At 70.2% G+C, this 23,943-nt stretch carries 17 protein-coding genes, 1 tRNA gene and 3 pseudogenes; 16 read left to right on the top strand and 5 right to left on the bottom strand.

Features of this window, described 5'->3' with window-relative positions; all coding sequences use genetic code 11:
• Positions 1-153 precede the first annotated feature (153 nt).
• The 6 genes from ACFVYR_RS25440 (at position 154) to ACFVYR_RS25415 (ending at position 10,539) form a co-directional block, all read left to right on the top strand.
• Complete coding sequence (locus ACFVYR_RS25440; protein WP_384258358.1) at positions 154-351, top strand: hypothetical protein; 198 nt, start codon at positions 154-156, stop codon at positions 349-351.
• A gap of 451 nt (positions 352-802) precedes the next feature.
• Positions 803-3,646 carry a type I DNA topoisomerase gene (gene topA, locus ACFVYR_RS25435; RefSeq protein WP_384258356.1) on the top strand — a complete coding sequence of 948 codons (2,844 nt, stop codon included), beginning with the start codon at positions 803-805 and terminating at the stop codon, positions 3,644-3,646.
• Positions 3,647-3,840: 194 nt separating this feature from the next.
• Positions 3,841-7,149 (top strand): dTMP kinase, encoded by a 3,309-nt coding sequence (tmk, locus tag ACFVYR_RS25430; protein ID WP_384258354.1) that lies wholly within the window; start codon positions 3,841-3,843, stop codon positions 7,147-7,149.
• 146 nt (positions 7,150-7,295) lie between these two features.
• Positions 7,296-8,501 (top strand): DNA polymerase III subunit delta', encoded by a 1,206-nt coding sequence (locus ACFVYR_RS25425; RefSeq protein ID WP_384258351.1) that lies wholly within the window; start codon positions 7,296-7,298, stop codon positions 8,499-8,501.
• Positions 8,502-8,794: 293 nt separating this feature from the next.
• Positions 8,795-10,381, top strand: coding sequence for an alpha/beta hydrolase (locus tag ACFVYR_RS25420; protein WP_384258349.1), 1,587 nt, complete (start codon positions 8,795-8,797; stop codon positions 10,379-10,381).
• 84 nt (positions 10,382-10,465) lie between these two features.
• A tRNA-Thr gene (locus ACFVYR_RS25415) sits at positions 10,466-10,539 on the top strand.
• Positions 10,540-10,667: 128 nt separating this feature from the next.
• Here ACFVYR_RS25415 and ACFVYR_RS25410 read toward each other — a convergent pair.
• A pseudogene (locus ACFVYR_RS25410) lies at positions 10,668-11,276 on the bottom strand (tyrosine-type recombinase/integrase); the annotation flags it as partial.
• A gap of 289 nt (positions 11,277-11,565) precedes the next feature.
• Between ACFVYR_RS25410 and ACFVYR_RS25405 the strand changes: the two are divergent.
• The 6 genes from ACFVYR_RS25405 to ACFVYR_RS25380 all read left to right on the top strand — a co-directional run bounded on the left by ACFVYR_RS25405 (position 11,566) and on the right by ACFVYR_RS25380 (position 16,125).
• Positions 11,566-12,219 (top strand): hypothetical protein, encoded by a 654-nt coding sequence (locus tag ACFVYR_RS25405; RefSeq protein ID WP_384258347.1) that lies wholly within the window; start codon positions 11,566-11,568, stop codon positions 12,217-12,219.
• A gap of 209 nt (positions 12,220-12,428) precedes the next feature.
• Positions 12,429-13,235: a hypothetical protein gene (locus ACFVYR_RS25400; protein ID WP_384258344.1), complete on the top strand. Its 807-nt coding sequence runs from the start codon at positions 12,429-12,431 to the stop codon at positions 13,233-13,235.
• Between the two features lie 40 nt (positions 13,236-13,275).
• The gene (locus ACFVYR_RS25395; RefSeq protein ID WP_384258342.1) at positions 13,276-13,581 is read left to right on the top strand and encodes a hypothetical protein; all 306 of its coding nucleotides are present in this window, start codon (positions 13,276-13,278) and stop codon (positions 13,579-13,581) included.
• Complete coding sequence (locus ACFVYR_RS25390; protein WP_384258339.1) at positions 13,578-14,852, top strand: putative T7SS-secreted protein; 1,275 nt, start codon at positions 13,578-13,580, stop codon at positions 14,850-14,852. The genes ACFVYR_RS25395 and ACFVYR_RS25390 overlap by 4 nt, the downstream gene beginning before the upstream one ends.
• An 8-nt stretch (positions 14,853-14,860) precedes the next feature.
• Entirely contained in the window at positions 14,861-15,487 is a 627-nt protein-coding gene (locus ACFVYR_RS25385) for a hypothetical protein (RefSeq protein WP_384258337.1), read from the top strand.
• On the top strand, positions 15,484-16,125 hold the full coding sequence (locus tag ACFVYR_RS25380; protein ID WP_384258335.1) for a hypothetical protein: 642 nt from the start codon (positions 15,484-15,486) through the stop codon (positions 16,123-16,125). Before ACFVYR_RS25385 ends, ACFVYR_RS25380 begins: the two co-directional genes overlap by 4 nt.
• 148 nt (positions 16,126-16,273) lie before the next feature.
• On the opposite strand, the pseudogene ACFVYR_RS25375 reads toward ACFVYR_RS25380, so the two are convergent.
• A pseudogene (locus ACFVYR_RS25375) lies at positions 16,274-16,621 on the bottom strand (hypothetical protein); the annotation flags it as partial.
• 416 nt (positions 16,622-17,037) lie between these two features.
• Here ACFVYR_RS25375 and ACFVYR_RS25370 point away from each other — a divergent pair.
• Both ACFVYR_RS25370 and ACFVYR_RS25365 read left to right on the top strand, forming a co-directional pair.
• Positions 17,038-17,514 (top strand): annotated as a pseudogene (locus tag ACFVYR_RS25370) (cupin domain-containing protein); the annotation flags it as partial.
• 93 nt (positions 17,515-17,607) lie between these two features.
• On the top strand, positions 17,608-18,369 hold the full coding sequence (locus tag ACFVYR_RS25365; protein ID WP_384258411.1) for an SDR family NAD(P)-dependent oxidoreductase: 762 nt from the start codon (positions 17,608-17,610) through the stop codon (positions 18,367-18,369).
• Between the two features lie 20 nt (positions 18,370-18,389).
• Here the strand turns inward: ACFVYR_RS25365 and ACFVYR_RS25360 are convergent, their stop codons facing one another.
• The 3 genes from ACFVYR_RS25360 to ACFVYR_RS25350 all read right to left on the bottom strand — a co-directional run bounded on the left by ACFVYR_RS25360 (position 18,390) and on the right by ACFVYR_RS25350 (position 21,527).
• The gene (locus ACFVYR_RS25360) at positions 18,390-19,034 is read right to left on the bottom strand and encodes a LuxR C-terminal-related transcriptional regulator (RefSeq protein ID WP_384258333.1); all 645 of its coding nucleotides are present in this window, start codon (positions 19,032-19,034) and stop codon (positions 18,390-18,392) included.
• Positions 18,998-20,470, bottom strand: coding sequence for a histidine kinase (locus ACFVYR_RS25355; protein WP_384258331.1), 1,473 nt, complete (start codon positions 20,468-20,470; stop codon positions 18,998-19,000). The genes ACFVYR_RS25360 and ACFVYR_RS25355 overlap by 37 nt, the downstream gene beginning before the upstream one ends.
• A 157-nt stretch (positions 20,471-20,627) precedes the next feature.
• Positions 20,628-21,527 (bottom strand): alpha/beta fold hydrolase, encoded by a 900-nt coding sequence (locus tag ACFVYR_RS25350; RefSeq protein ID WP_384258328.1) that lies wholly within the window; start codon positions 21,525-21,527, stop codon positions 20,628-20,630.
• A 194-nt stretch (positions 21,528-21,721) separates the two neighbouring features.
• On the opposite strand from ACFVYR_RS25350, the gene ACFVYR_RS25345 reads away from it, so the two are divergent.
• Positions 21,722-23,221 (top strand): PLP-dependent aminotransferase family protein, encoded by a 1,500-nt coding sequence (locus ACFVYR_RS25345; protein ID WP_384258326.1) that lies wholly within the window; start codon positions 21,722-21,724, stop codon positions 23,219-23,221.
• A gap of 95 nt (positions 23,222-23,316) precedes the next feature.
• Positions 23,317-23,889, top strand: coding sequence for a hypothetical protein (locus ACFVYR_RS25340; protein WP_384258324.1), 573 nt, complete (start codon positions 23,317-23,319; stop codon positions 23,887-23,889).
• The last annotated feature ends 54 nt before the right edge of the window (positions 23,890-23,943 follow it).

The raw sequence follows: 23,943 nt of genomic DNA, 5'->3' as shown, positions 1-23,943 counted from the left end.
GCGGAGCCGGGGCGTAGGGCGCCAGGCGCGGGAAACCAGCCAACATCGCGCCGCCGTCTCGCAGCGCCGTCCTTCGTTCACCCCGATTTCGTACTCCGGATTCCCGTGCGTGACAACCTCCCGGCAGGGAACTCGGCACGGGGAGGCAAGAGCATGGAGAGCGGGCCAGCGATCTTCGCGGGGACGGTGTTCGCGGTGTTCGGCGCCGGACTGCTGCTGTGGACCGGCGCGCGAGTCGCACACCGCGCTCCCGTCGCCCAGGGTGTGAGCCCTGTCGCATCGGTGACCCTCGCCACGCTCGCCGGATCGGGCGCGCTGCTCCTCGGCATGTGGTGCTTCACAAGACTCTGACGCGGCTTCGGCGGCGCGGCGGACCGCGCCGTTCCGGTTGACCGGAAGACCGGGCACGGGCCGCGCGGACACTCCGTGTCCCGGCTGGGCGGACGCTCTCCGGCGGGTCGGCGGACGCTCCCCTTCCGACCCGTCTGGCACCCGGCTCCCGGTGGCCACGCGGGTACGGCCCCGTCCACTGCCGGGACCGGTGCCGAAACAGCGGGTCGCCACTCCGGGCGGCAGGAATGACGGTAGTCGGGTTACCGTTCGAGTGGCCGTTGCGGGCTTTTCCCGTTTGACACGGGGGCGGGATGTACCGTCACACTCCGCAGCGACAGCGCAACGCAAGCCATGCGGGCACTGCCACCGCACCGCCACGAGCACTGCCACCGCGCACTGCGACCGGCTCTGTGACCAAGCGGTGCCACCGCGCACCGCCACCGAGTGTCGACCGGAGAGAAGAGCGAAGTTGTCCCCGACCAGCGAGACCGCACAGGGCGGCCGCCGACTCGTCATCGTCGAGTCGCCTGCCAAGGCGAAGACGATCAAGAGCTACCTCGGCCCCGGCTACGTAGTCGAGGCCAGCGTCGGGCACATCCGCGACCTCCCCAACGGCGCCGCGGAGGTGCCCGAGAAGTACACCGGCGAGGTGCGCCGCCTCGGCGTGGACGTCGAGCACGACTTCCAGCCCATCTATGTCGTCAACGCCGACAAGAAGGCACAGGTCAAGAAGCTCAAGGACCTGCTGAAGGATTCCGACGAACTCTTCCTCGCCACCGATGAGGACCGCGAGGGCGAAGCCATCGCGTGGCACCTCCTCGAGGTCCTGAAGCCCAAGGTCCCCGTCCACCGGATGGTCTTCCACGAGATCACCAAGGACGCGATCCGCAGCGCCGTCGCCAACCCGCGCGAGCTCAACAAGCGCATGGTCGACGCCCAGGAGACCCGCCGCATCCTCGACCGCCTCTACGGCTACGAGGTCTCGCCGGTCCTGTGGAAGAAGGTCATGCCGCGCCTGTCGGCAGGCCGCGTGCAGTCCGTCGCCACCCGTCTCGTCGTCGAACGGGAGCGCGAGCGCATCGCCTTCCGCTCCGCCGAGTACTGGGATCTGACCGGCACCTTCGGCACCGGCCGCGTCGGCGACGCCTCCGACCCCTCGCAGCTGGTCGCCCGCCTCACCGCGGTCGACGGCAAGCGCATCGCGCAGGGCCGCGACTTCAACTCCGTCGGGCAGCTGAAGGCCAACAGCGCGAACACCCTGCACCTGGACGAGGCGAACGCCCGCGCGCTGGCCGCCGCCCTCCAGGACACGCGGTTCTCCGTACGTTCCGTCGAGTCCAAGCCGTACCGCCGCTCGCCGTACGCGCCGTTCCGTACGACGACGATGCAGCAGGAGGCGAGCCGCAAGCTCGGCTTCGGCGCCAAGGCGACCATGCAGGTGGCCCAGAAGCTGTACGAGAACGGCTTCATCACCTACATGCGTACGGACTCCACGACCCTCTCCGACACGGCGGTCGCGGCCGCCCGCGCCCAGGTCACGCAGCTCTACGGCAGCGACTACCTGCCGGACAAGCCGCGTACGTACGCCGGGAAGGTCAAGAACGCGCAGGAGGCGCACGAGGCGATCCGTCCCTCGGGTGATCGTTTCCGCACGCCCGCCGAGACCGGCCTGACCGGCGACCAGTTCCGGCTCTACGAGCTGATCTGGAAGCGGACCGTCGCCTCCCAGATGAAGGACGCGACCGGAAACTCCGTCACGGTGAAGATCGGTGGCAGCGCCTCCGACGGCCGCGACGCCGAGTTCAGCGCGTCCGGCAAGACGATCACCTTCCACGGCTTCCTCAAGGCCTACGTGGAGGGCGCCGACGACCCGAACGCCGAGCTCGACGACCGCGAGCGCAGGCTCCCGCAGGTCGGCGAGGGCGACCCGCTCACCGCCGACGAGCTCTCCGTCGACGGCCACGCCACCAAGCCCCCGGCCCGCTACACCGAGGCCAGCCTGGTCAAGGAGCTCGAAGAGCGCGAGATCGGCCGCCCGTCGACGTACGCGTCGATCCTCGGCACGATCCTCGACCGCGGGTACGTCTTCAAGAAGGGGACGGCGCTCGTCCCCTCGTTCCTCTCGTTCGCCGTCGTGAACCTCCTGGAAAAGCACTTCGGGCGGCTCGTCGACTACGACTTCACCGCCAAGATGGAGGACGACCTCGACCGCATCGCCCGCGGCGAGGCGCAGGCCGTGCCGTGGCTGCGGCGCTTCTACTTCGGTGAGGGCGAGGGATCCGGCGGCGCGGCAGAGGCGGGCAACGGCGACGGCGACCACCTCGGCGGCCTCAAGGAGCTCGTCACCGACCTCGGCGCGATCGACGCCCGCGAGGTGTCGTCCTTCCCGGTCGGCAACGACGTGGTCCTGCGCGTCGGCCGCTACGGCCCCTACATCGAGCGTGGCGAGCGCGACTCCGAGAACCACCAGCGCGCGGACGTCCCCGACGACCTGGCGCCCGACGAGCTGACCGTCGACTACGCGGAGGAACTGCTCGCCAAGCCGAGCGGCGACTTCGAACTGGGCGCGGACCCCGAGACGGGCCGTCAGATCGTCGCCAAGGACGGCCGCTACGGCCCGTACGTGACGGAGATCCTCCCCGAGGGCACCCCGAAGACCGGCAAGAACGCGGTCAAGCCGCGCACGGCGTCGCTCTTCAAGTCCATGTCGCTCGACACGGTCACCCTCGCGGACGCCCTCAAACTGATGTCCCTGCCGCGCGTCGTCGGCACCGACGCCGAGGGCGTCGAGATCACCGCGCAGAACGGCCGGTACGGCCCGTATCTGAAGAAGGGCACCGACTCGCGCTCCATCGACAGCGAGGAGCAGCTCTTCACGATCACGCTGGAAGAGGCACTGGAGATCTACTCCCAGCCGAAGCAGCGTGGCCGCGCCGCGGCGAAGCCGCCGCTCAAGGAGCTCGGCGAGGACCCGGTCAGCGGAAAGCCGGTCGTGGTCAAGGACGGCCGCTTCGGCGCGTACGTCACCGACGGCGAGACGAACGCCACCTTGCGGGCGGCGGACTCCGTCGAGGACATCACCCCTGAGCGGGGCTACGAGCTCCTCGCGGAGAAGCGGGCGAAGGGCCCCGCCAAGAAGACGGCGAAGAAGGCGCCCGCGAAGAAGACCGCCGCGAAGAAGGCACCCGCCAAGAAGACCGCGGCCAAGAAGACGGCCGCCAAGAAGACGACCACCGCGGCCAAGAAGACGACCGCGAAGAAGACGACCACGAAGAAGGTGGCGGCTTCGGCCAAGGCGGCTTCGGAGGACTGACCTCCACCGATCCCGACCGACCTGCCCAGTGCCGGGCGCCTCGTCGCAGGCGCCCGGCACTGGTCTGCGCACCCCCTGAAACGGCACGTTCCGCCTGCAACGGGACCAGCTGGACCTGCTGGACGTGCTGGACCAGACGGTCGTTTGTTCGGGTGGCTCGGCGGGGAGTCAGTCCGTCCAGATAGGCTGGACGGATGACGCGTGCCGAGCAGCCAACGGCCGGAATCCCGGCCCCCGACGACGCCCTGGTCGCAGATTCCCGAGAGCGTGCCGTCCGCGCCTTGCTGCGCGTACCGCAGCTGAAGAGGTTGTGGAGCGCCCATCTCGTCGACAGTGTCGGCGACGCGCTCGCCCTCCTCGTCCTGGTGATCCTCGCCCTCCAGTCCGCCATCGCCGAAGGCGCCTTCGGAGGCGGTTACCGGGGCGTGGCCCTCGCCGTAACCGCTGTCTTCGGAGCACGCGTTCTCGCGACGCTGCTCTTCGGGGCGGTGCTTCTCGGGCCCCTCACCTCGCTCACCTCACCCGGCGGGCCGCTGGACCGCCGCTGGACCATGGTCGGTGCCGACGGCGTGCGGGCCGCACTCCTGGTCGTCGCGCCGCTGTGGATCGACTGGACCCCGGACAACGCCCTCGCGGTGATCCTGGTGACGTCCTTCGTCGTGGGCGTCGCCGAGCGCTTCTGGACGGTCGCCAAGGAGAGCGCGGCGCCCGCGCTGCTGCCCGCGCCGCCCCTGGAGGGTGCGACGATAAGGCCGCTGCCGGACCACATGGACGCGCTGCGGCGCCTGTCCCTGCGCACGGGATTCCTCGCCCTGCCCATCGCGGCCACGATCCTCGTCGCCATCACCCTCGTCGGGAACGTCCTCGGCGCGGGCCTCGACTGGTTCGAGCTGCACCAGGCCGGACTCGCCTCCTTCGTGGCGGCCGGCCTCTTCGCCGCGTCGCTCTCGATCGTCTACTTCCTCGAACTTCCCGGCACGCAGACGCCCCGCGCGCGCAGCCCCCTCGAAGGGCTCCGCAGGCCGCGTACCGGCTCCGGCACCGACAAGGGCCGTACCGGCGCGATCCCGCTCCTCGTGGTGGCCTGCACCGCCGTCTCCGTGGCTGTCGCGGCGGCCGTCGCCGTCGCCGTGCTGCACGCCAAGGACCTCGGCGGCGGGCCCGTCACGTACGGCCTGATCGTCCTCGCACTGACCGGCGGCACCGCCCTCGGCATCCGCACCGCGCCGTCCCTGCTGCCCTCGCTCTCGCGCCGCAGGCTGCTCGCGCTCGCCATCGCCTTCACCGGCGTCGCGCTGCTCGCTGCGGGCCTCGTGCCCGACGTGACGACCGTGCTGCTGCTCCTGGTCCTCACCGGGGTCTGCGCGGGCGTCGCGGCCAACACCGGGCACGCGCTGCTCGACCAGGAGGTGGAGGACTACCGCAGGGCCCGCACCACGGAGCACCTCCACGCGGTCGTACGTCTCTCCCTCGCGCTCGGCGCGCTGGTGGCCCCGGTGATCGCCGCCCTGATCGGGCCGCACCGCATGGTCAACGGCAAGTTCGTCTTCGACCACGGAGGCGCCGCCTTCACGCTGATGCTGGTCGGCGCGCTGCTCCTGCCGGTGGCCGCCCTGGTCCTCGCCAAGGCCGACGACCGGCAGGGCGTGCCGCTCCGCAACGACCTGCTCGACGCGCTGCGCGGTGGCGACGACCCGGTGCAGGCGACCTGCGCCACCGGCTTCTTCATCGCCCTTGAGGGCGGCGACGGCGCCGGCAAGTCGACGCAGGCCGAGGCACTCGCCGAGTGGATCCGCGCCAAGGGGCACGAGGTCGTCGTCACCCGCGAGCCGGGGGCGACGCCCGTCGGCAAGCGGCTGCGGTCGATCCTCCTTGACGTCTCCTCGGCCGGTCTCTCGCACCGCGCCGAAGCACTGCTGTACGCCGCCGACCGCGCGGAGCACGTCGACACGGTCGTACGCCCCGCCCTGGAGCGCGGCGCCGTGGTCATCTCCGACCGCTACATCGACTCGTCCGTCGCCTACCAGGGCGCGGGACGCGACTTGTCGCCCACCGAGATCGCCCGCATCAACCGCTGGGCCACGGGCGGCCTCGTACCGAACCTGACCTGCCTGCTCGACGTGTCCCCCGAGGCCGCCCGCGAGCGGTTCACAGAGGCGCCCGACCGCCTTGAGTCGGAGCCCGCCGAGTTCCACGCGCGCGTGCGCTCCGGTTTCCTCACGCTCGCCGCCGCCGCTCCGGGCCGGTACCTGATCGTCGACGCCGCACAGGAGCCGGAGGCGGTCACGACCGTGATCCGGCACCGGCTCGACACGGTGCTGCCGCTCTCCGAGGCCGAGGTGAAGGCGCGGGAAGAGGCCCGCAGGGCCGCCGAGGAGGAGGCCAGGCGCAAGGCCGAGGAAGAGGCGGCGCGCAAGGCCGAGGAGGAGCGACTGGAGCGCGAGCGCCAGGAGCAGCTCGCCAAGCTCCGTGCCGAGGAGGAGGCGCGCAAGCGGCGCGAGCTGGAAGAGGCGCAGCGCCGCGAGGCCGAGCGGCAGGCCGAAGAGGCCAGGAAGCGCGCCGAGGAAGCCCGCCGCAAGGCCGAGGAGGAGCAGGCCAGGCTCCTCGCCGAGGAGAAGGTGCGCAAGGCCGAGGAGGAGCGGCGGCGCAAGGAGGCCGAGGAAGAGGCGCGGCGGCGCGCCGAGGCGGAGGAACGGCGCCTGGAGAAGCAGCGGAAGGCCGAGGAGGCGCTGCTGCGTGCGGAGGAGGCGCGGCGGCTCGCGGCGGCGTCCGCGGCGGCGGCAGCGGCTTCGGCTGCTGCGGCGGTTTCGGGGCCTGCGGCTTCGGGGCCTGCGGCTTCGCGTGCTGGGGCTTCGGGGGCTGGGTCTTCGGAGAGCGCGTCTTCGCGGACGGCGTCTTCGGAGAGTGCGTCTTCGAAGGCCGCGCCTTCGGGGTCGGCTTCCGCTTCCGGGCAGGGGGAGGCCTCGTCGGTTCGGTCCGCGTCGGGACAGGCCGCGTCGGGACAGGCCGCGTCGGGTCAGTCCGCGCCGGACAACGAGACCGCTCCGGACAACGAGACCACCGTGACCACGCCCGTGGTGGCGCCGCCCTCCGGCGCGGCCGACGAGACCGCCGTGCTGCCGGCGATCGGGGCCGAGCGGCCCGGCGCCGACGACACCGAGGTGCTGCCGCAGGTGTCCGTCGCCGAGGCGCCCGCCCCCGAGGGGTCCGCGGAAGAGACGGCCGTGCTGCCGGCGATCTCGGAGGACAAGGTGCCGCCGGGATACTTCCGTGACGAGCGGCCCGCCGCGCCTGCGGAGTCCTCGGAGGGGCCGAACGAGCGGACTCGGGAGCTGCCCCAGATCGACGAGTCGGGCGTGCCCCAGCGGCCCCGCTCCGACTGGGCCGAGGAGACGCCGCTCGACGACCTCCCGTCGCTGGCGGACGAACTGCTCGGGTCGCACGAGGACGATGAGGACGAGGGCGGGAGCGGGAGGGGGCGCCGCGGGCGTAAGGGCCGCTGAGTCCTGAGCCCTGCTGTCGGCGGCCTCCCTGCTGTCGGCGGCCTCCCTGCTGTCGGCGGCCTGCGGACCGGATTGTCAGAGGCGTGCTCCACAATGGGGAGTCCGGCATCCGGGCCGGGCAGAGCGCAGCGTAAGGCGGTGACCCCATGAGCGTGTGGGACGACCTGGTGGGGCAGGAGCGGGTGAGCGAGCAGCTGAGCGCGGCCGCTCGGGACGCCGACGCGCTGGTGACCGCGGTCGCCGCGGCCACCCCGCTCCCGGAGTCGTCGAAGATGACGCACGCCTGGCTGTTCACGGGCCCGCCCGGCTCGGGACGCGCCACCGCCGCGCGCGCCTTCGCCGCCGCCCTGCAGTGCACGAGCCCGGACCGCGCGCTCGGTGGCGTCCCCGGCTGCGGCTTCTGCGACGGCTGCCACACCAGCCTCATCGGCACCCACGCCGACGTGGAAGTGGTGCGCACGGACATGCTGTCCATCGGTGTGAAGGAGACCCGCGACCTCGTCCGGCGGGCGCAGCTCTCGCCCGCGGTCGGCCGCTGGCAGGTCATCGTCATGGAGGACGCCGACCGCCTCACCGAGGGCGCGGGGAACGTCCTCCTCAAGGCCGTCGAGGAGCCCGCCCCCCGCACCGTCTGGATGCTCTGCGCGCCTTCCCTGGAGGACGTGCTGCCGACGATCCGCTCCCGCTGCCGGCTCCTGACCCTGCGTACGCCGCCGGTGGACGCGGTCGCCGACGTGCTCATCCGCAGGGACGGCATCGAGCCGGACGTCGCCGCCGTCGTGGCACGCGCCACGCAGGGGCACATCGGCCGCGCCCGGCGCCTCGCGACCGATCCACGCGCGCGTGAGCGCAGGGCCGCCGTCCTGAAGATGCCGCTGCGGGTCACGGAGATCGGCGGCTGCCTGAAGGCGGCGCAGGAGCTGATCGACACGGCGACCGAGGACGCGAAGCAGGTCGCCGACGAGGTCGACACCAAGGAGACCGACGAGCTGAAGGCGGCGCTCGGCGCGGCGCAGGGCGGTCGGATGCCGCGCGGCACGGCCGGAGTCATGAAGGAACTAGAGGACCGGCAGAAGCGCCGCAAGACGCGTACGCAGCGCGACAGCCTCGACCTCGCGCTCATCGAACTGACCGGGCTCTACAGGGACGTGCTCGCCCTGCAGCTGGGTTCACGGGTGGCGATCGCCAATACCGAGGTGCAGGACATGTTGCAGCGCATGGCCCTGGGCACCTCCCCCGAGTCCACGCTGCGCCGCATCGAGGCGATCGGCGCCTGCCGCACCGCCCTGGACCGCAATGTGGCGCCGCTGCTTGCGGTCGAGGCGATGACGGTGGCGCTGCGGGCAGGCTGACCGGGCGACGGAGCGGGCGACGGAGCGGGCGACGGAGCGGGCGACGGAGCGGGCGGCTGACCGGGCGACGGAGCGGGCGGCCCGCTGGGCAGGACACCCGGCAGGTCAGGCCGGGCAGGACACCAGGCAGGCCGCCGCGCAGGACACCAGACAGGCCACCGGACAGGCCACCGGGCAGGACACCGGACAGGCCACCGGGCAGGACGCCGGGCCGGGCGATCCGACGGATTGACGAAGTCGCTCGTACGAGTGCGTTACGTGATGACTCCTTCGCCGAGAGTTACCCTCGCGTGATGGACACCAGCCGTCGCGGCCGTCGCAGCCGTAACCTTTCGCTCCGCACGTACGGCTCGCCCCGCAGGTACGGCGTTCTGCTCGTGACCGCAGGCCTGCTCGTCTCCGGATGCGCTTCGCGGAGTTCGACGGCGGACACGTCCCTGGCGTCGCTGTCCCGCTCGGTGCCTGCGGAGCTCGCCCCGTACTACGGGCAGAAGCTGAGCTGGCACGAGTGCGGTGTCCCCGATTTCGAGTGCGCCTCCATGAAGGCGCCGCTCGACTACGCGAAGCCCGCGGCGGGCGACATCAAGCTGGCGGTCGCCCGCAAGCGGGCCACGAAGAAGAGCGGCCACCTCGGCTCGCTCCTGGTCAACCCCGGCGGCCCCGGCGGCTCGGCGATCGGCTACCTCCAGTCGTACGCGGGACTCGGCTACCCCGAGGAGGTCCGCGCCCACTACGACATGGTGGCCGTCGACCCGCGCGGCGTGGCCCGCAGCGAGCCCGTGACCTGCCTCGACGGCAAGCGCATGGACGCGTACACGCAGACCGACGTCACGCCCGACGACCCGCGCGAGACGGACGAACTGAGCACGGCGTTCAAGAGGTTCGCGGCCGGCTGCGAGGAGCGGTCGGCCAAGGTGCTGCCGCACGTTTCCACGGTCGAGGCGGCCCGCGACATGGACGTCCTGCGCGCGGCGCTCGGCGACAGGAAGCTGTCGTACGTCGGCGCCTCGTACGGGACGTTCCTCGGCGCGACATACGCCGAGCTCTATCCCAAACGGGTGGGCCGCCTGGTCCTGGACGGCGCGATGGACCCCCGGCTGCCCGCGCGGCGAATGAACCAGGAACAGACCGCCGGGTTCGAGACGGCGTTCCGGTCGTTCGCGAAGGACTGCGTGAAGCGCGGGGCGGACTGCCCGCTGGGCGGCGGGAGCCCGCAGGACGCGGGCAAGCGTCTGAAGGCCTTCTTCGGCGCACTGGACCGGAGGCCGCTGGCCACGAGCAGCCGCGGCCGGAAGCTTGGCGAGGCGCTCGCCACGACGGGTGTGATCGCCGCCATGTACGACGAGGCGGGCTGGCCCCAGCTGCGCGACGCGCTCACCTCGGCGATGAAGGGCATGGACGGCTCGGGCCTGCTCGCGCTCTCCGACGGCTACTACGAGCGGGACGGCGACGGCTCGTACGCGAACCTCATGTTCGCCAACGCGGCCGTGAACTGCCTGGACCTGCCGCCCGCCTTCAGCTCACCGGACGACGCGAAGAAGGCGCTGCCCGCCTTCGAGAAGGCCTCCCCGGTCTTCGGCGAGGGCCTCGCCTGGTCCTCGCTGAACTGCACGTACTGGCCCGTGCGGGCCACGGGCCGCCCGCACCGCATCGAGGCGAAGGGTGCGGCCCCGATCGTGGTCGCGGGAACGACCCGCGACCCGGCGACCCCCTACCGCTGGGCCAAGGCCCTGGCCTCCCAGCTCTCCTCCGGCCACCTCCTCACGTACGAGGGCGACGGCCACACGGCGTACGGGCGCGGCAGCGAGTGCGTCGACGCGACGATCAACGCCTACCTGCTGAAGGGCACCGTCCCGAAGGACGGAAAGCGCTGCTCATAGGCGTGCCGAAGGGGTGTGCGGAGCACCCCCGAAAACTGTGTAGACTTGGCCGCGTTGCTGATCGCACGATGGTGCGGACGGCGTGCCGCCTTAGCTCAGATGGCCAGAGCAACGCACTCGTAATGCGTAGGTCTCGGGTTCGAATCCCGAAGGCGGCTCGGATTAACCCCAGGACTCACTCGCCGTGACCTGGGGTTTTTTCATGCCTGGGGCATGCCGAGCCGCACGACGAGGATGCCGTGGAAGTGCTTGCGTGAGCGATGCGTGAGCGGAGCCGCTCGGGGTCCTACTTCTCGGGCGTGCGGCGCTTGGCCTTCTTCTTGGCCTTGGCCTGGGCTTTCGCCTTGTCCTTCGATCTGTCGGCGTCACCCTTATGGGCCTTCTTGGCCTTCGTCTTCTTCGCCGCCTTGCGGGCCGCCTTCTCCGCCTCGGCCTTGCGCTGAAGCGGGACCAGCTTGGCGGTGGCCTCGGCGGCGCTCCTGCCGACCTGGGGCAGGACGCTCTGGTAGATGTCCCGCGTGATCCGAGTGTCGCTGTGGCCGAGGGTGTCCGACACGATCTTGATGTCGATGTCGGCGGCGAGCATGAGGGTGGCCGCGCCGTGGCGCAGGTCGTGCAGGCGGATCGGCGGGAGGCCGGACGCGGCGACGAGACGTTCGAAGAGGTCGGTCACCTTGCCCGGGTGCAACCAGGAACCGTCTTCCTGGGTGAAGACATGGCCGGTGTCCACCCAGGCCGACCCCCACTCCTCGCGGGCCTCGTCCTGGCGCTCACGGTGGCGCTCACGGTGGCGCTTCAGGACATTGACGGTGTCGTCGTCGAGCGCGACCACGCGGTATCCGCTGTCGGTCTTGGGATCGGATGCCTCGATCTCCCAACCGTCCTGCACGAGTTGATACGCACACGACGCGACGGCACGCCTGCTCGTGCATACGCTGCCCGCTCGACGATGCGGAACGTTCGGTGGATGCACGACCTCTCCGGGTGACTGCGCTTCTTGCCTAGCGTGAGCGGTTTTCAGCCCTACAAAGCCCTCTTCTCCCTGCAATCCGTGTATGCCGCACCCGTATTACTGATCTGCCCCACTGTGCTCCGGCCATTGTTCACCCCCGCCTCATTGTCACTGCGTGGTCACGGATAGCGTTGGTTAGCTCGGCTCAGCTCCTACGTACCGGAGATCCCCCGTGAATCGATCGATTCGGCTTGCAACGTCCGCACTCACCGCATGCGCGGCCCTGCTACTGACCGCCTGCGGCGGCTCGGACGACGACAAGGGCAACGGCAAGATCGCCGGAGCGGACACTGGCGCGAAGAAGTCGGCGCCACCGTCGCCGTCCGCGACGCCGGATGGGATCAACCGGCCGGAGATCAAGCTGCCGGCCGACATGAAGAACGACTTCGAGGGCCGGAAGACCGGGGATGCGGTCAAGGACGCGATCCTCGCGGACAACGAGCGGCGCATCAACGCAGTGGACGCGGCCCTCGCATCGGGCGATGCGAAGCACTCGGCCATCGCCTTCTACACGACGGACCGCGCGCTCATGGGGCTCTCCGAGTACGCCAAGCGTGCCATCGGCAAGAACATCAGCTGGACGGGCACCACACGCTACTTCGACCGCCAGGTGACGGTCTTCAGCAAGACCTCGGCGGCAGTGACGTACTGCGCGGACGAAAGCCAGTCGAACCCCAAGGACCGCAAGACGAACAAGGTCACGAAGGTCAAGACCTCGCCGGACAGCTACGTCTACTACAACACCGCGATGACGAAGAACAAGGACGGCGTCTGGCAGACGCGTGATCTCAGTGAAGACAGGGGGGCGCAGAGGTGCCAGCCGTGAGGCGCAAGGGGACGGCAGTGGCCCTCGCGGCCATCATGTGCGTCGTGGGGACGCATGAAGCTCTGGCCGGGGGCCACGGTGCCGTCGGATCCCAGGCCCCGGAGACATCCGGTGAGTCCTCTGGCCAAGACCTCTTCTCCAAGGTCGTCTTCAAGTCGGAAGGCGGATCGTCCCGGGGCGGACACTCCGGACCTCTCACGCCGACATCGATGGACTGGAAGGCACCCGCCTGCTGGTACGAGCCGTACTGGAAGGCCAAGGACTTCAAGACCTTCACGGAAGCCAAGTGGTCCATGTACTCGTCGGTCGGCGGAGACCCCAAAGGCATCGCGGGCGACAAGGCGCGCTACAAGGGCGGGAAGCCGTACAAGAACTTCAACGCCGCCAAGAACGACAAGGGCATGTGGTGGGTGGGCGTCAAGAACAAGGACATGGAAAAGGACCCGGCCGCGGGCGCCTGCAACCGCAAGCCCTTCTGGGTGGACAACGGCAAGGCCCCCGGCGTCCCCGAGGCCATCGACACAAAGACACTTGCTGACCTCGCCTACCAGCGGACCAAAGTGCCGAACACCGAGGTCGAGTTGAAGCCCAAGAACCGGTCCACGGTGAACCTGCCCACCTGGATGTGGCTGGACAAGGCCAAGTTCAAGGAGGTCAAGGTCCGCGCCGAGTTGCCCGGCACCGGCCTGTGGGCGCAGACCACCGCCAAGCCCGTCGGGCTCCATCTGGATCCCGGCACAGACGACGCGGAGACGTACCCCGCTTCCGGCGAGTGCGCCATCAACGACGACGACACCATCGGGACGCCGTACACCAAGGGCAACTCTGACAAGACGCCCCCGTGTGGCATCAGGTATCTGCGTGCCACCGCCGGAGCGCCGTACCAGCTGAAGGCGTCGGTGACGTGGGAGGTCTCCTGGCGAGGCGCCGGTAGGACTGGGGGTGATCTGCCCAACGGCACCTTCGAAACCACCCAGGACATGGACGTCCAGGAGATCCAGTCAATCAACCGCTAAGACCCTCGACTACCTCAGTAAGGAGGCAGCGGAGAAGCCCGTGAGCGACATCCGCATTGACTTCGCCTTCCTCGCCCGTGTGCGCGAGGACCTCCGGCACGTTACCGACATCATGAAGCGGCCCGGCCGCGAGATGGATGACGTGGACGGAGTTTCCATGGGCGTCCCCGAGCTGTCCTTCCGCATGAACGACTTCGGCGACGAGTGGTCGTACGGCATCAAGCAGATCGGCAAGTACTCGGAGGCAGCGGTCAAGACACTCACCAAGATGGAGAAAGCCTTCGAGGACGTTGACGAGAAGCTCGCCCACGCGCTGGAGAGGGCCAAGAAGGACGGCAGCCGGTGAGCGGTGGCATACCTGCGTGGATCTCAGATCCGACGCATGACTCCCCGCTCAAGGACCAGTTCCCGGCCCTCGGCTTCGTCCCGTGCCCCGGTGATCCCCCGGAGGCGAAGCACGTCACCGCTGTCGTCAGCCGCACGGCCAAGGCGCTGGAAGACATCGCCGACGTCCTGCACGGCACCGGCGAGGGCGACTGGAAGGGCAAGCACGCCGATGCGTTCCGCGAGCAGTTCGACGACGACTTCCGCCCCAAGATAGACACGGCGAAGAAGTCGTTCCGCAAGGCGGCCACAGCCCTTCGCGACTGGTCCGAGGCCATGCCGGAGTGGCAGCGAAAGGCCACCGCGCTGGAGAGCCTGGCCCAGGTCGCACGGGACAAGCATGAGGCGATGAAGGGCAAGCTCGCCGACCTGCCGCCCAAGCCCTCCATCTTCGACAGCCCAAAGGACGACGCCGAAGCCCGCAAGCGGGAGAAGACCGAGGAGAAGCGGTCCGACGCTGAACACGGAGCCAGCACCGCCGAGGCCGAACTGGAGAAGATCCGCGCCGATGCGCGCAAGCTGGCCGACGACTACCGGCTCCAGGGCCAGTCCGTGGCGCGGCGCCTCGACAAGGCCATGGACATCGCCCCCGACGAGCCCGGCGCGCTGAGCAAGTTGGGCAGCGCCCTCAAGGGCATCGGCAAGGCGCTCGGAAAGCTCGACGACGTCATTGCCGAGGCCATCGGCTCGGTCGTCGACGGCGCCGTCAAATGGATCAAGGAGAACGCCTACACCATCGCTGCCCTGGCTGATGTGCTCTCTGTTCTCAGTGCAGTCGTCGGCAGCGTGGGCCTGATCATGCTGGGGCTGAGCGTGTTCTTTCCGCCCCTCGCTGCCCCGGCAGCGGCCGCTGGCGTGATCTCGGGCGGGCTAGCTCTGGGAGCACTGACTATGCACGGCGCCGTTCGGGCCGCGACGGGAGACGATCAGATCGTCTCCAATCGGACTCTCGCTCAGGACACCCTCGGAGTTCTTCCCTTTGGGGGGGCCTTCAAGGGCGTGACCAAAGCCGTCGCGGCCAGTCGCCTCGCAGACCATGCTTCCAACTTCGGCCTGATCGACTCAGTGGCGGGTTTGATGGGTGATCCCACGGCCCTTGGCTATTTCAACCCGAGGGACACTCGGCAGGAGGTGGAGCTGTACCTGCCGGGTGGACCCATGTTCGTGGCGTTCGAGAATGCGTGGAAAGCTGGCCGCGAGAAGGACGAAGCCGCCGCCCGACAAGGGAAGTGAATGTTTCCGTGAAGGATCCTGACATCCTGACCTACTTTGACGGCAGGCCCACGGCGGACATGCTGCTGTCAGCATTCGAGGTTGGCGACGGGGACAGGATCACCGCGTTCGCGTACGAACTTGGATACCGACAGGTGCAGGCCGGCGCCGCCAGCCGCACGACGTACCGCATGGTGTTCTCCCGCGACGACTCCCCGGATGCACAGCAGCGGGCCGCAGCGACTCTCAACAGGGTTCGAGGGGGAGGGCCGGTTCTCCCGGACCTACCCGCGACACCAGCCGGACGAGTCTCTCCGGGCGCAGCCGCTGTGGCACGTCGAAGCGTGGCCGCCTACGAATCCTCCAGCGCCAAGGGGCTGGCAGTGGTCATCGGACTGGTCGGCGTCGGCGCTCTCCTCGCCGCCGTGGCACTTCGGGATTCTCCGGCCAACGCCATTGCGGCAGTTGTGGTGGGTGTTCTGTTCTTCGCGATGGCTGTCGCGACGCCGTCGCTGATGAGGCGCAGGTATGCGCGCGACCGGGCGATCGTGGACCGCTTCAACCAGGAGCGGGCGGCTGATGCCGGTGTCCCGCCGCCCCCGCCGCCTCCCCCGGGACCTGCCGGTAGCGACGGGTGGAAGGACAACGGTCAGTGATACGCATCGACTTCTCCGTGCCCACGGAGTTCGTGGAAGTGCCGATCGGCATCGATTTCGAGACCGCGTGGGCCGAGGTCAACGAGCGCAACGCACGCGCGTCCCTCGAAGCTGTGCCAGATCAAGAAACGTTGCCGGCCATGGCCCAGACCCTGCACCAGATCTCTGGGCTCCTGGCGAAAGAAGGTGTGGTCTACGCGGCCAACTGCCTTCATCTGGTGGATGGGAAGCCAGCACTCGGCTCCTTGGCGGTTGCGGTCATGGGCTTTCCGTACGGAGACGATGCAGCGATCGCGGTCCGGGGTGCCCTGCGGAGCGTCCTCGACGCCCGCGGATCTGGCTGGTCCGGCTCCGTCATCGACGCCCCCTGCGGCATGGCCGCAGTCGTCACCGGTGGCCAGAGCTACATCGTGCCCGCTGAGTTCGCACCTGATCACGTGGAGATCAAGGTTCCCACGGCCCAGTTCCAAGCAATGATCCCGATCCAGCGTCACTTGAGCGACGGCACTCAGGGAATGTGCATGGTCGCTTTCTCCACCCCGAACACGGACCACTGGGAGAACGTCTACGCACCCATGATGGCCACGATTCTGCGCAGCCTCCGTTTCACCAGCACCGCGGAGACTGCCAGCGTGTAGCAACGTCGGCTGCGCGTGGTGTCGCCCGGCTCACCGTCAGGCGGACACGGCGAGGGCGCCGGTGAGTTGGTCGCGTCCGGCTGTGTGCTGGGCAGTCTCTGATACGGGCGGGTTGTACGGCCGTCGCTGTTACTGATTGCTGACCTGGTCACGCCGCATCGGCGGCATGCTGTGCCCGCGGCTGTGCCCCCGATGCCCACTCCCGTACAGAGCCCAGGTGTTCGGGCTGCACCCCGATGTGCGGATCAGGCTGCACGAGGAGTGTGGGAAGGCCCCGTGCGGTGCGCTCCGCGGCCCCGGCGTGGTCGAGGCTGGTGAAATCATCGTCGATCCAGATTGCGGGTGCGTCGCCGAGCCAGATGCCGACGTAGTCGCGTTTCCAGAGGTAGCCACTGGGGTGGTTGGTGGTGATCTGCGGGCGCGGGAGATCGATGTACGGCAGAGGCGGGAGGCCGAGGAGTGGGCCGAGCAAGGTTGTGGCGTCTCGGCGCCAGCTTACGAACGGAGTCCTCGCAGAACTCATCCTCGACAGCACCGTGTGGGTCCGCACAGATGACGGGACTCTCCACATCGCGCCTCAACCGGGAGGCGGGCAAGTGGTCACATGGGGATACCGCGGCGGAGGGCCGGGCCGACTCATGGTGCTGATCCAGCGGATGCTGCAGGACGCGGCGTCGGACATGGAAGTCAGGAGCGACGCGGATTGGGACTGGTGCAGAGCGCCAAGCGGGCTGCAAGAACTGGTTGCGACAAGTTGGCCAAACGGCACTGTCTTCGCCCGTGCTGAGCTGGAAGAGGCATGTGCTCGGGAGAACCCGCCTGGTGTGCCGCCATATCGTCCTCGCCGCCCTCGTGCGTGAGCGGGCCGTGCGGGTGCGGTTGTGGTGGGCTCTGGGTGGGGAGCAATCGGCCATGGTCGACACAGCTGAAGAGGTGGCCGCGCGGCACGGGCTGGTGCCGTTGCCGGTCGAGGGTGGACTGTTCCGGCGGACCTGGGCCGGGCCGCCGGGTGCCGATGGGCGTCCCGCGGGGTCGGCGATCGTCGCGCTGCTGACCGACGTACCCGGTGACTTCTCCGCTCTGCACCGGCTCCCCATCGACGAGGTCTGGCACTTCTACGAGGGTGACCCGCTGGAACTGCTCCTCCTCGCACCCGACGGCACGGACCGGACCGCCGTACTGGGCGGTGCCGAGGGGCAGGTGCAGTTGGTGGTTCCGGCGGGGACGTGGATGGGGGCGCGGGTTCGGGGCGGTGGGCGGTGCGGGTGGGCGCTCTTCGGGACCACCATGGCGCCCGGCTTCCTCGACGAGGACTACGAGGGTGGGGACGCCGAGGAGCTGAGCGTGCGGTATCCGGGGCGGGAGGGGCTCATTCGGGAGCTGTGCCGGGTCGGGGCGCCGTTGCGGATGGGGAGTGGGACGGGGAGTGGGGTGGGGGTGGGGCAGGGGGTGAGTGGTGGTGAGGGGGCGCGTGATGGTGTGGTGTCGGGGCTTTCCGGGCGGGTTGCTCTGGTCACCGGTGCCAGCGGTGTCATCGGTGCCGGGGTCGCCCGGCGGTTCGCGCAGGCGGGGGCCGCGGTCGTGGTGCACTACCGGCGCGCCGGGCAGCGGGCCGAAGCGCTGGTCGGGGAGATCGTCGCGGCGGGCGGTGACGCCATCGCCGTACCGGCGGATCTGGCGGTCGAGGACGAGTGCCATCGCCTCGTCGAGAGGGCGTACGCGTGGCGCGGGCGCCTGGACTCGCTGGTCAACACCGCCGGGATCCAGCCTGTGCAGGAACTCGCCGGTATGAGCGGGGCGGACTGGCGGCAGGTCTCGGAGGCCAACGTGACGAGTGCGTTCTGCTGCACGCAGGCCGCCGCCGAGCTCATGGCCGGACAGGACGGCGGCGGTACGGTCACCCATATCGCGTCCATCGAAGGGTCCAGTCCCGCGCCCGGCCACGCGCACTACAGCGCGTCCAAGGCCGCCCTGATCATGTTCGCCCGTTCGGCGGCCCTGGAGTACGGGCCGCGCGGCATCCGCGTCAACAGCGTATCGCCGGGTCTGATCGAGCGGCCGGGGCTTGCCGAAGAGTGGCCCGACGGGGTGGCGCGGTGGGGCCGGGCGGCACCGCTCGGCAGGCTCGGGCGGCCCGAGGACGTCGGCAACGCGTGCGTGTTCCTCGCTTCGGATGCGGCTTCCTGGATCACGGGTACGGATCTGGTGGTGGATGGCGGGGTGGGGGCGCGGCCCACTTGGTAGTGGCGGGGGTCGTAGGCCGGTCAGTGGTCCAGGTAGGCCAGGACCGCCAGCACGCGGCGGTTGTCGGTGTCCGACGGGGGCAGGCCGAGCTTGGGGAAGATGTTGCCGATGTGCTTGGCGACGGCCTTCTCCGAGATGAACAGGGCCTCCGCGATGCCCGCGTTGGAGCGTCCCTGCGCCAGGCACCCCAGGACCTCGCGTTCGCGCGTGGTGAGCGTCGCCATGCCGGTGTCGCGGTCCTTGCGGACCAGCAGTTGCGAGACCACCTCGGGGTCCATGGCGGTGCCGCCCGCGGCGACGCGCTCGATCGTCGAGATGAACGCGGCACCGTTCGATACCCGGTCCTTCAGGACGTAGCCGACCCCCTCGGAACCGGTCGCCAGCAACTCGTGCGCGTACAGCGGCTCCACGTACTGGGAGAGCAACAGGACCGGCAGCCCGGGCACGCGGCCGCGCGCCGTCACGGCGGCGCGCAGGCCCTCGTCGCTGAAGCCCGGGGGGAGCCGGACGTCGACGATCGCGACGTCCGGCCGCAGTTCCGTGAGTGCGTCAAGGAGTTCGGGGCCGTTGTCGACGGCCGCGGCCACTTCGTGCCCGAAGGCGGTGAGGAGTCTGCTGAGACCGTCCCTCAGCAGGAAGTGGTCTTCGGCGAGGACAACGCGCACGGCACCTCCACCGTCACCATGGTCGGGCCGCCGGGCGGGCTGCTCACGGCGAGTACGCCGTCGAAGGTGGCCAGGCGTTGTTCGATGCCGCGCAGGCCCGAGCCGCGGGACGGGTCGGCTCCGCCGTGGCCGTCGTCGGTGATGGTGATGCGGAGGGAGCCGGAGCCCTTGGATGTGGATGTGGCTTCGGATGTGGTTTCGGATGCGGACTCGGATTTGGGCCCGGGCCCGGGTCCGGGTCCGGGTCCGGGGGCGGGGGCGGTTGCGGCTGCCGCTCCGGTAGCTGCTTCGGATCCGTCCGTGGTCGTGCGTGTGACGTCGGTGGGGGAATCGCCTTCGTGGCGGATGTCGATCCGGACGCGTTCCGCCCCGGCGTGCTTGGCGGCGTTCGCCATGATCTCCGAGACCGCGAAGTACACGGCCGACTCCACCGGCGGCTCGGGGCGTGCGGGCAGGTCGGCCACCACCTCGGTCCTGAGCGGGCTGATCAGCGCCAACGAGCGGATGGCGTCCGCGAGCCCGCGGTCCGCGAGTACCGGCGGGTGGATGCCGCGGACCAGGTCGCGCAGCTCCTGCAGCGCCTTGGTGGAGTTCTCGCGGGCCTCCACGAGCAGGGCGCGTACCGCGTCGGGGTTGGACTCCAGGAGGTGTTCGGCCGCGTCGAGTGTCATGCCCATCGCCACCAGGCGGACCTGCGCGCCGTCGTGCAGGTCGCGTTCGATGCGGCGGATCTCGGCCATCTGTGTGTCGACGGCGGCGGTACGGGTGGTCGTGAGGTGGTCGATGCGGTGCGCCATCTCGGCCAGTTCCGCGCGCAGTTCACCTTCGCTGGGGGCGAGCATCGCGCGGAGGTAGCACTCGTGCAACCGGACGGCGCGGGGCGCTGCCCAGTAGAACGCGAGCGGGAGCTGCAGGGCGCCGAGCACGCCGGCGAGGGCGGCCGTGGGCCAGTTCTGGACCGGTACGAAGAGGTACCAGATGCTGTCCCACCCATGGGACAACCGCGTGCCGAACACCGCTGTGACCAGCCCCCATACGCCGCTGATGAGCAGGGCGAGCGGGCCGAAGGCGATCGTGCCGCCGAGGTACGGATCGAGGCCCGCCCATCGCCAGTCACGCCATACCTGGCCCTCCTTGCCCGCCAACTGGGCGCGCAGGGCGAGGCCTTGGGAGCGGTCGGGGCGTTGGTCGTAGGGCGCGGGGAAGTCCTTGCCCGACCACTCCTCGGCCAGTGCGCGCTGGCGGTCCGCGAGTCTTCGTACGTGACGCATCGGGGCCGGCAGCAGCTTGGCGTTCGGGCCGCCCGCGAAGAAGACGTGGGCTTGGACCATCCAGAGGGAGAGCCAGAACGCGCGGAGGGAGAGGGCCCAGAGGAGGAGGGAACGTTTGAACGCGGTGGTGGTGTCGTTCCCCGTGGGTCCTCGGTGTGTGGTCATGGACTTCCCCCTCGCGCGTCTGAACTGCGGGTTCATGCCGTTTCACGCTGTCCGCGAGCTCATTATCGGGTGCGGGGCAGGGAGAAGTCGGTGGTGAAAACTCCCCTCTTCGGGGGCTCTCTTCGGGGGCTGATCGATGCTTCGAGGTATGGCTGCTTCAGGAGATGCGGGACAGCCAGGTGCGGAGCGCGGAGTTGAACTCGTCGGGGCGTTCCAGGTTCGGCATGTGGGCCGCCGCCTCCACGATGTGCAGCGCCGAGTCGGGGAGCGCGGCGTGCATGGCCTCGGCGTCGGAGACTGGGGTGTACGTGTCGTCGCGGCCGACGATCACGAGGGACGGGACGTCGACGCGGGTCAAGAGGGCGCGGTAGTCCGGGCGTTCGGCGCGGCCTCGCAGGGCGGCGGCCGCTCCCTCGGGCGGGGCGGACAGCATCATGCGGTGGACGGTCGCGGACGCCTCCGTGTTGTACGGGGCCACCATCTTGTCCCGTACGTCATCCGCGTATCCCCGCATGCCTTCGGCGAGAAGGCGGTCGGCGAGGGCGTTGCGGGCGGCCTTGCCGGACGGTGTCTCGGGGGCGGGGAATGTGTCGGCGAGGAGGAGGCCCGTGATGCGCTCCGGGAACAGGCGGTAGCACTCCATCACGATCTGGCCGCCCATGGAGAGGCCGCCGAGCGCGAACTTCTCGACGCCGAGGTGGTCCAGGAGAGTGGCGACGTCCTCGGCGAAGGTGGCGAAGTCGGTGGTGCCGGGGACGACGGTGGACTCGCCGTAGCCGCGGAGGTCGGGGGTGATGACGCGGTGGGTCGTGGCGAAGGCGGTGCGTTGGGGGGACCACATGGAGCGGTCGAAGGGGTGGCCGTGGAGGAGGACGAGGGGAGTGGTGGGGGTGGGGGTCCCGGTGGCGTCGGTCTTGCCCTCGCCGTCACCCTTGCCCTTGCCGTCACCCTTGCCCTCGCCGTCACCCTTGCCCTCGCCCCCGCCTATCGTTCCGTCTTCGCTCCTGCTTACGTCGTCGTAGCCGATGGTGATGCCGTTGAGCTGCGCGGTAGCCATGTGGGGAGGCTAGGCGTGGTCAAGTAGGCGGTGCAATAAGGTCTTTGCTCTCGGTGCAATGTTCGCGGGGCGGGGGCGGGGGCGGGGGCGGGCGCGGGGGCGGTACGGGGGTGGGTGTGCGGAGGGTTCGGGTGAGGGGCGTCGCTCCGCGACCAGGGAGACGGTCGGCGGGGCCGTGGAAGGTGAGGGGAATCATGGTTCGGCGGGACGAGTTTCGGCGCGTTGCGGATGATGTCGCCCGGCAGATCGAGGCCGGGGTGCTGCGGGCCGGGGACCAACTGCCTCCGCAACGGGTCTTCGCCCGGCGCAGGCGGATCGCCAACTCCACGGCCATCCGCGTGTACGGGGAGCTTGCGCGGCGGGGGCTGGTCGTGGGCGAGGTGGGGCGCGGGACGTTCGTACGGGCTGCCGCGCCGCATGTCGGCGGTGCTGTGGCTCTGACGGAGGGGGGCGCGGGGGCGGGAGTCGAGGAGGTGGGGCTGTCGGGGCTGTCGGGGCTGTCGGGGCTGTCGGGGCCGGCAAGGCCGCCGGGTCTGTCGGGTCTGTCGGGGCTCATCTCACTCGCCCCTCCCACCCACACCCCCACAACACCCCCCATCAACCTCGAACTCAACTACCCGGTCGTCGAAGGGCAGTCGGAGGCCATGAGCCGAGGCCTCACGCCGCTGCTGCGCGCCGACGTGTTGAGGGAGGTGACCCGGGTCGTCGCTCCCGGTGGAACCGCGGAGGCGCGGGATGCCGCCGTGTCCGTGCTGGCGCGCAGTGGCTGGCGGCCGGAAGCGGAGCGGGTGTTGTTCGCGGGGAACAGTCGGCAGGCCATCGCTGCCGCGCTCTCCTCGTTGGCGCGCCCCGGGGGCCGTATCGGGGTCGAGGAAGTGACATATCCGCTGGTGAAAGCCATCGCGGGGCAGCTCGGTGTGGAGCTCGTGCCGGTTGCCGTGGACGAGCAGGGCATGGTGCCGGGCGCGCTCGCCGACGCGCACGGGAAGGCCTCCCTCAGCGGCGTCTACGTACAGCCGACCCTGCAGAATCCGTTGTCCGTGACCGCGGGGGAGGAGCGGCGACAGGAGCTGGCCGACGTCATCGAGAGGTCGGGCGTGCTCGTCGTCGAGGACGGCACCTGGGGGTTCCTTGCCCCGGACGCGCCCGCTCCGCTTGTCGCCCGGCTGCCCGAGCGCGTCATCTTCGTCGACAGCCTCTCCAAACGGCTCGCGCCCGGCCTCACCGTCGGCATGCTCGTCGCCCCGGCCGCTCACCTGGACGCCCTCGCGCACTCCCTGCGGTCCGGGGCGTGGACGGCGGGGGCGTTCAACCTCGCGGCGGCCGTGCGGTGGATCGCCGACGGGACCGTGGAGAGGCTGGTCGCGGCCAAACGCGCCGACGCGGCCGTGCGGCACCGCATCGTGCGGGAGCGGCTGATCGACGCGGGGGTCAAGGGGCGGTTCCGTACCGATACCCGCGCCTATTACTGCTGGTGGGAGCTGCCCGCGCCGTGGCGTGCCGAGACCTTCGTCGCGGCGGCGGCGGACCGTGGCATCGGCGTCACGCCGGGCTCGGCCTTCGTCGCGGGCTCCCACTCGGTGCCGGACGCGGTGCGGATCGGGCTCGCGTCGCCGCCGCTGGATGTCCTCGCGGAGGCGTTGGGGGTGCTCGGGGATGTGGGCGGGCGGGGGCGGAGGACCCGTACGTCTTGAGGCGGACCCCGAGTCCGACCTCCGTCGCGCCGCAGAGGCTGTATTTCGTTCTGCGGCCGTACGGAAACCGGTGTCCGGGGCCGAAGACTGGTCTCATGCCCCTGAACAAGAAGAAGGCCGGTGTCCTCGTCCTCACCATGGCCGGGTGCCTGGTGGCCGCCGGTACCGTCGCCGTCGCGGCGCCCGCGCTCAAGGACAGCGCGCTGATGCCGGACGTCGTCAGTGAGCACGTCTTCAAGGAGAAGACGAAGTCCTTCGCGACGGCGGCGGACGCGCCCACCAAGGGTGACCTGGCGTTCGTGCTGCCCCGATGGGTCCCCAAGGACGCCGAGAACATCAAGGTGAAGGTGAAGACGACCGGTGCCGCGAAGCTGATCCGCTACACGCTCGGCGACGCCGGCGCGGGCAGCGGCGACGGGGGCGCCCGTAGCGGTGGCGTGCCGGTCGACCGGGGCGTTGCCTGCGGGGTCGGCGCACCCCGGATCGGTGCGCCGAAGCTCGACGCGTCATGGTGGCCCGACCGGACGCCGTCGCGGTCCCGTACGGAGTGCGGCGACTCCTACGCGTACCGGGTCGCGGTCCACGGAAACACCGTCTACGCGTGGACCAACGGGGACCTGTCTCCGGAGGCTGCGGGCCGGGCCCCTAAGGGGCAGCCGGGCTCCTAGGGAGCATCTGAGTCTGGCAGAGGAGGAAACACGCCGACCACGCTTGGCCCTCGG

This window comes from Streptomyces sp. NPDC058284, from assembly GCF_042881135.1.
GTDB lineage: Bacteria > Actinomycetota > Actinomycetes > Streptomycetales > Streptomycetaceae > Streptomyces.
The sequence above is the reverse complement of the archived record's forward strand: the minus strand, read 5'-3'. Positions and strand labels throughout refer to the sequence as shown.